Source organism: Akkermansia sp. UNK.MGS-1 (assembly GCF_000980515.1).
GTDB lineage: Bacteria > Verrucomicrobiota > Verrucomicrobiia > Verrucomicrobiales > Akkermansiaceae > Akkermansia > Akkermansia muciniphila.
Window position 1 is genome coordinate 24,168 of sequence record NZ_LBCB01000033.1, and the last position, 6,000, is coordinate 30,167.

Below are 6,000 nucleotides of genomic sequence, written 5' to 3' on the forward strand. Positions count from 1 at the left end.
TATGTCTAAAATACCAACATACCATGCTTAACAATCTAACAACAAAATTTCAGGAAGCGCTGATGCAGGCGCAGCAAACTGCAGGCCGGCTTGGAAAACCGGAAATTTCTTCTCTGGACGTTCTGGTGGCGTTACTGGAGCAGGAAGGCGGAATTCTTTCCCCTATTCTCCGCAAAGCCTCTTGCGATCCGGGGCTGCTTCTCCAGGCAGCCCAAAGGGAGGTTTCCCACGAACCTACTCAAAGCGGCGCCACCACCCAGCCGCAGATGGGGCGTGACCTGGCTACCGTCATGCAGGCTGCGGAAGAGGAACGCAAAAAGCTCAAAGACGACTACCTCAGCGTGGAACACTTCATGCTTGGGGCGTTGGACACGCAAAACAAAGTGCACCAGTTGACGGACACCTTTGGGCTGACCAAGGATAACTATCTGGCCGCCATGAAGGAAGTGCGCGGCAACCAGCGCGTGACGGACGACAACCCGGAAGGCAAATACCAGACGCTGGAAAAATATGGGACGGACCTGACGGCCCGCGCCCGCGCCGGTAAAATTGACCCCGTCATCGGCCGTGATACGGAAATCCGCCGCGTTTTGCAGATTCTTTCCCGCAGGACGAAAAACAATCCCGTCCTGATCGGGGAGCCCGGCGTTGGCAAAACCGCCATTGCGGAAGGTCTGGCGCGGCGCATTGTCAACGGCGACGTGCCGGAAAGCATGCGCAACAAGCGCATTGTATCCCTCAACATCGGCTCCATGCTTGCCGGAGCCAAATATCGCGGTGAATTTGAAGAACGCTTGAAATCCTTCCTTAAGGAAGTAACGGATTCCAACGGTGAAATCATTCTGTTTATCGATGAACTGCACACCATCGTAGGCGCGGGCGCCAGTGAAGGGGCGGTGGATGCCTCCAACCTGCTCAAGCCCGCCCTGGCCCGCGGGGAACTGCGGACCATCGGCGCGACGACACTGGACGAATACCGCAAATACATTGAAAAAGATGCGGCTCTGGAACGTCGGTTTCAGCCCGTCATGGTCTCCGAACCCAGCGTGGAAGATACCATCGCCATCCTGCGCGGCTTGAAAGAACGCTATGAAGTCCACCATGGAGTGCGTATTACGGACGCTGCCATCGTAGCGGCGGCCACCCTTTCCGACCGTTATATTTCCGACCGTTTTCTGCCTGACAAGGCAGTAGACCTGGTGGATGAAGCGGCAGCCCGCCTCAAAATTGAGCTGGACTCCATGCCCACGGAAATTGACCAGATTGAACGTGAGGCCATGCAGCTTGAAATGGAACGGCAGGCGCTGGCGAAGGAAGAAGACGCCGACAGCAAGGCCCGTTTGGAAAAAATCACCAAGGACCTGGCCGACCTGAAGGAAAAATCCGGTTCCATGATTGCCAAATGGAAAAGCGAAAAGGAAGTGCTGGACGCCGTCCGCAGGGAACAGGAAAAAATAGAAGCCCTCAAGCTGGAAAGCGAAAGGGCCAAACGTATGGGTGACCTGACCCGCGCGTCGGAAATCACCTATGGCGAACTTCCGGAAGCCCAGCGCGCCCTGACGGAAGGCAAGGAAAAGCTCAGTAAAATGCAGAAAGAAGATGGAGGGCTGCTGAAGGAGGAAGTCACGGAAGGAGACATTGCCAAAGTGGTTGCCACCTGGACCGGCATTCCCGCCGCCCGTCTGCAGGAAGGGGAGCGTGCCAAGCTGGTGCACATGGAAGAGCGTCTGGGCGCCCGCGTAATCGGGCAGAAACAGGCCGTTAAGGCCGTATCCGACGCCGTGAGACGCGCCCGCGCCGGGCTGCAGGATGAAAACAGGCCCATCGGCTCTTTCCTGTTCCTGGGACCCACCGGCGTGGGCAAGACGGAACTCAGCAAGGCGCTGGCGGAATTCCTCTTTGACAGTGAGAACGCCATCGTTCGCATTGACATGTCCGAATACATGGAAAAACATTCCGTCGCGCGCCTCATCGGGGCGCCTCCCGGATACGTGGGGTATGAAGAAGGCGGTCAGCTCTCTGAAGCCGTGCGCCGTCGTCCGTACTGCGTGGTTCTCTTCGATGAAATTGAAAAGGCCCACCCGGACGTCTTCAACGTATTGCTCCAGGTGCTGGACGACGGCCGCATTACGGACGGCCAGGGTCGTACGGTTGACTTCCGCAACACGGTCATCATCATGACCTCCAACATCGGCAGCCAGTACATCCTCAATGAAGCCAATGCGGAACAGAGGGAAGCCAAGGCCCTGGAAGCGTTGCGCGGTCACTTCCGTCCGGAATTCCTGAACCGCATTGATGAAATCATCATCTTTGACCGGCTCACGGCGCAGGAACTCAAGGGCATTGTGGACATTCAGCTTCAGCGTGTCCGCAGGCGCCTGGAAGCCAAGGGCCTGTTTTTGCGCATGACTCCGGAAGCTACGGCTCTGGTGGCGGATCATGGTTTTGATCCTGTGTATGGAGCCCGTCCTCTCAAACGGGCCATTCAGCATGATCTTCTGGACCCGCTCAGCCTCAAGCTTCTGGAAGGAGACTTCCCGGAAGGAACGGAAATCGTGGTACGGGAAAAAGACGGCAAACTGGACTTCACCAAGGAGAAAAGATAATTGCATTTCTCGGCATGTTGCCGGAAAAACAATGAAGGGCGTCCCCTGAGAGGGCCGCCCTTCTGATATAAAGATTCCCGCTTCCGGGAGCTGAAGAAAATCTGCTGCGCGGTTAAATCTGGGACAGAGCGTCGTCAGCAACGGCGGCGGCGCAAAGCGAGTGCGGCCAGCCCTAGGAGGGAAAGCGTAGCGGTAGCGGGTTCCGGAACCATGTTCCAGCCCATGGAACGCATTAATCCCACTTCTCCATCCGTCAGGGTGCGATGATAGGTATCCGGTGAGATGGAATACTGCATAAGGGCGTCTGGATCGCTCGTGCTGTCAATGTGGGCCATGCTGGACCCTTCCGACCATGTGGTGGGGTTATAGACAGTAAGCCCCGGATCGCCCAGAGACAAAGTTTCCCCTAGGGTAAATGCCGTATTCCCATTTCCGGCTTTTTCTACGATGGACTGGCCTTCTTGGTTGGTTAACAGGGAATCATACTTGGTGTACAGCATGGTGCTGTAGGTTGTGGAAGCGCTTCCGGATTGGACTCTTTGGAAAGTGCCTGTCTGCGTCGCCAGGGAAAGAAAACCAACGGCATGCCCCACTTCATGGGTCAGGATGCTTTGAAAATCATATTTTCCCGTATGCTCCGCCAATAAGGCGGCCCCATAATAAAGGGAAGCCAAATGAGAGGTATTGCACTGGATGTAAATATCATAGCCTGAGGTAGTCCTTGTGCTTCCATCGCGCCATACGGCCTCGGCCATGGTGGAAACCTGTTGTGGCTTGTTTGACAGGTAGTAGTAATAAGGGGAATAAGCGGAGGCTAGGGTGGAGGAATCGGCTCCGTCGTACCAGGTGAGGCCTACGTTAAGCGTTCTTCCCGGGGTGGAATTAATCAGGGTATTCCATGTGTTCAACGCCCGTATGGCGGAATCTATCTGATCACTGGTCCAGGTATGAGTACTTGAAGAATCAAAAAATCCCTTCTCCCCGGAATCTAGGAAGGTGCATGAAAAAGTGGAGCCTATATTAACTGTCTGTACAGCAGATGAGAAAAAAGTGCTTCCCAAGCAGAAAACAGTGCAGAGAATGCCAATTTGGAATGAACTTTTCATAGATAAAAAATAATAAACCCTTGAATAGCAAAAAAATCCTTTCTGTTCAAGTGAAAATAAATCAAGTCTGCTTCTTTTTCAGGGAAGACGGGTCAGACACCCCTTCTTTTTTCTGGCTCTTGTTGCATAACAACAAAAAATGCTGAAAATACCGGCAGGGGCCCTCCTGGTAAGGACAGTTTCCTTGTAAAAAATGTAACGGCGCAAGATAGTTGCGATATGCGGGACAGGTTGTTGCGATATTTCGCCACTTGCTGCCAGGAAAAGCCCCTTTCCGGAAGCCTGAAAAGAGGTTAAAAAAACGCCTGAAAACGGGTGAATTCGCGTGACTTTTACCCCCGAATTTGCTATAAAAAACTCACCGGAAGGAAGGTTGATCCGTACCTTGAACCGGGGCTATTGCTGCCGCTGCCATCAGCTTTATTTTGGCGTTGCAAAGGGAGTGCATAATTTCCGCCCTGCGCTCGCGCGGCACTCCATAAGGCCGGGGATTGCCTGTCGTCACCATCCGGAACATCCGGGCGTATAAATCAGGGGGAGCCTCGGCGCTGTGCCAGCACCGGCAGGACCAGCGGGAATTCTCCGAAATACCGATCGTTCCGGAATCTTTTTGTTTACCATTCCCGGGTGTCCTCCGGTTCGGTCGGCATCTTTCCCTCAAAACCATTATTTTCGGCTTGGCTTTGGCCTCGTAATATTGACAGCCCCTCCGAAGAGGGGCGATTTCATATCGCAACAACCTGTCCCGTTTCAGGCAGTTTCATGTTCCTTCATCACAATTACCCGTCTCTTCTTTCCATCGCTGTAATTTCCCGCCATTGCTAGCTTTCACCCTATTTCAACTATACTGTCCCTTTTCAAAAAGGGGAAGAGCGAGGGGAAAAAGGGAAGCGTTCAAAAAAAGACGCGCCAGGATGGGGGATTATGACAAAAGAGCATCTCATTGATTAGGTGTGTATTAAGGGTGATTGCAGTGGGTATGGCCTGAATAAGGATCGGGAAAAAATGAAAAAACATCTCGAAAAAAATTGACAAAAAGGTGTGGGATGATAGATTTCTCGGCACGCCAACACGGCGACGGGATGAAAAGCCCGGCGGCGGACGGACTCGGAAGAGTATCGGAAGCGGCTGGAGCCGGCCACCCGGAGAGACCCCTGGAAGCAGGGGCGATAAGAAGATTTCAAGGGAATGACTACCGAAAACCGCCGAGGGTTTTCCGAGGGCGCCGAGAGGTGCCGGAGGGATGAAAAGCCCGAAGGAGCTACCTGGCTCTGAGAGGGGTGGTTTGGTAGAAGCAAGGGGAAAGAAAAAAGGTCGTGACGCGCGCCGTGCGAGGCAGAGCGAAGAGGCCTTCAAGAGACACAACTTGAAGGAAGAGCTGGCTGAAGCATGGCGCAAATGAAATCGCAAGATTCCATTTGGTCCAGCAATTTCAAAAATTAATTTGATGGAGAGTTTGATTCTGGCTCAGAACGAACGCTGGCGGCGTGGATAAGACATGCAAGTCGAACGAGAGAATTGCTAGCTTGCTAATAATTCTCTAGTGGCGCACGGGTGAGTAACACGTGAGTAACCTGCCCCCGAGAGCGGGATAGCCCTGGGAAACTGGGATTAATACCGCATAGTATCGAAAGATTAAAGCAGCAATGCGCTTGGGGATGGGCTCGCGGCCTATTAGTTAGTTGGTGAGGTAACGGCTCACCAAGGCGATGACGGGTAGCCGGTCTGAGAGGATGTCCGGCCACACTGGAACTGAGACACGGTCCAGACACCTACGGGTGGCAGCAGTCGAGAATCATTCACAATGGGGGAAACCCTGATGGTGTGACGCCGCGTGGGGGAATGAAGGTCTTCGGATTGTAAACCCCTGTCATGTGGGAGCAAATTAAAAAGATAGTACCACAAGAGGAAGAGACGGCTAACTCTGTGCCAGCAGCCGCGGTAATACAGAGGTCTCAAGCGTTGTTCGGAATCACTGGGCGTAAAGCGTGCGTAGGCTGTTTCGTAAGTCGTGTGTGAAAGGCGCGGGCTCAACCCGCGGACGGCACATGATACTGCGAGACTAGAGTAATGGAGGGGGAACCGGAATTCTCGGTGTAGCAGTGAAATGCGTAGATATCGAGAGGAACACTCGTGGCGAAGGCGGGTTCCTGGACATTAACTGACGCTGAGGCACGAAGGCCAGGGGAGCGAAAGGGATTAGATACCCCTGTAGTCCTGGCAGTAAACGGTGCACGCTTGGTGTGCGGGGAATCGACCCCCTGCGTGCCGGAGCTAACGCGTTAAGC

Annotated in this window: 2 protein-coding genes and 1 rRNA gene; 2 read left to right on the plus strand and 1 reads right to left on the minus strand. The window is 53.8% G+C overall.

Going from position 1 to position 6,000, the window contains the following annotated elements; all coding sequences use genetic code 11:
* Positions 1-23 precede the first annotated feature (23 nt).
* Positions 24-2,606 (plus strand): ATP-dependent chaperone ClpB, encoded by a 2,583-nt coding sequence (gene clpB / locus WW58_RS10120; RefSeq protein WP_046437406.1) that lies wholly within the window; start codon positions 24-26, stop codon positions 2,604-2,606.
* A 134-nt stretch (positions 2,607-2,740) separates the two neighbouring features.
* Here the strand turns inward: clpB and WW58_RS10125 are convergent, their stop codons facing one another.
* Complete coding sequence (locus WW58_RS10125; RefSeq protein WP_046437408.1) at positions 2,741-3,514, minus strand: PEP-CTERM sorting domain-containing protein; 774 nt, start codon at positions 3,512-3,514, stop codon at positions 2,741-2,743.
* A 1,642-nt stretch (positions 3,515-5,156) separates the two neighbouring features.
* On the opposite strand from WW58_RS10125, the gene WW58_RS10135 reads away from it, so the two are divergent.
* Positions 5,157-6,000: ribosomal RNA gene (locus WW58_RS10135) — 16S ribosomal RNA — on the plus strand; the annotation flags it as partial.

Bases quoted from the DNA above. Each gene is read 5' to 3' on its own strand.
- clpB (WP_046437406.1), top strand. From the start codon at position 24: ATGCTTAACAATCTAACAACAAAATTTCAGGAAGCGCTGATGCAGGCG.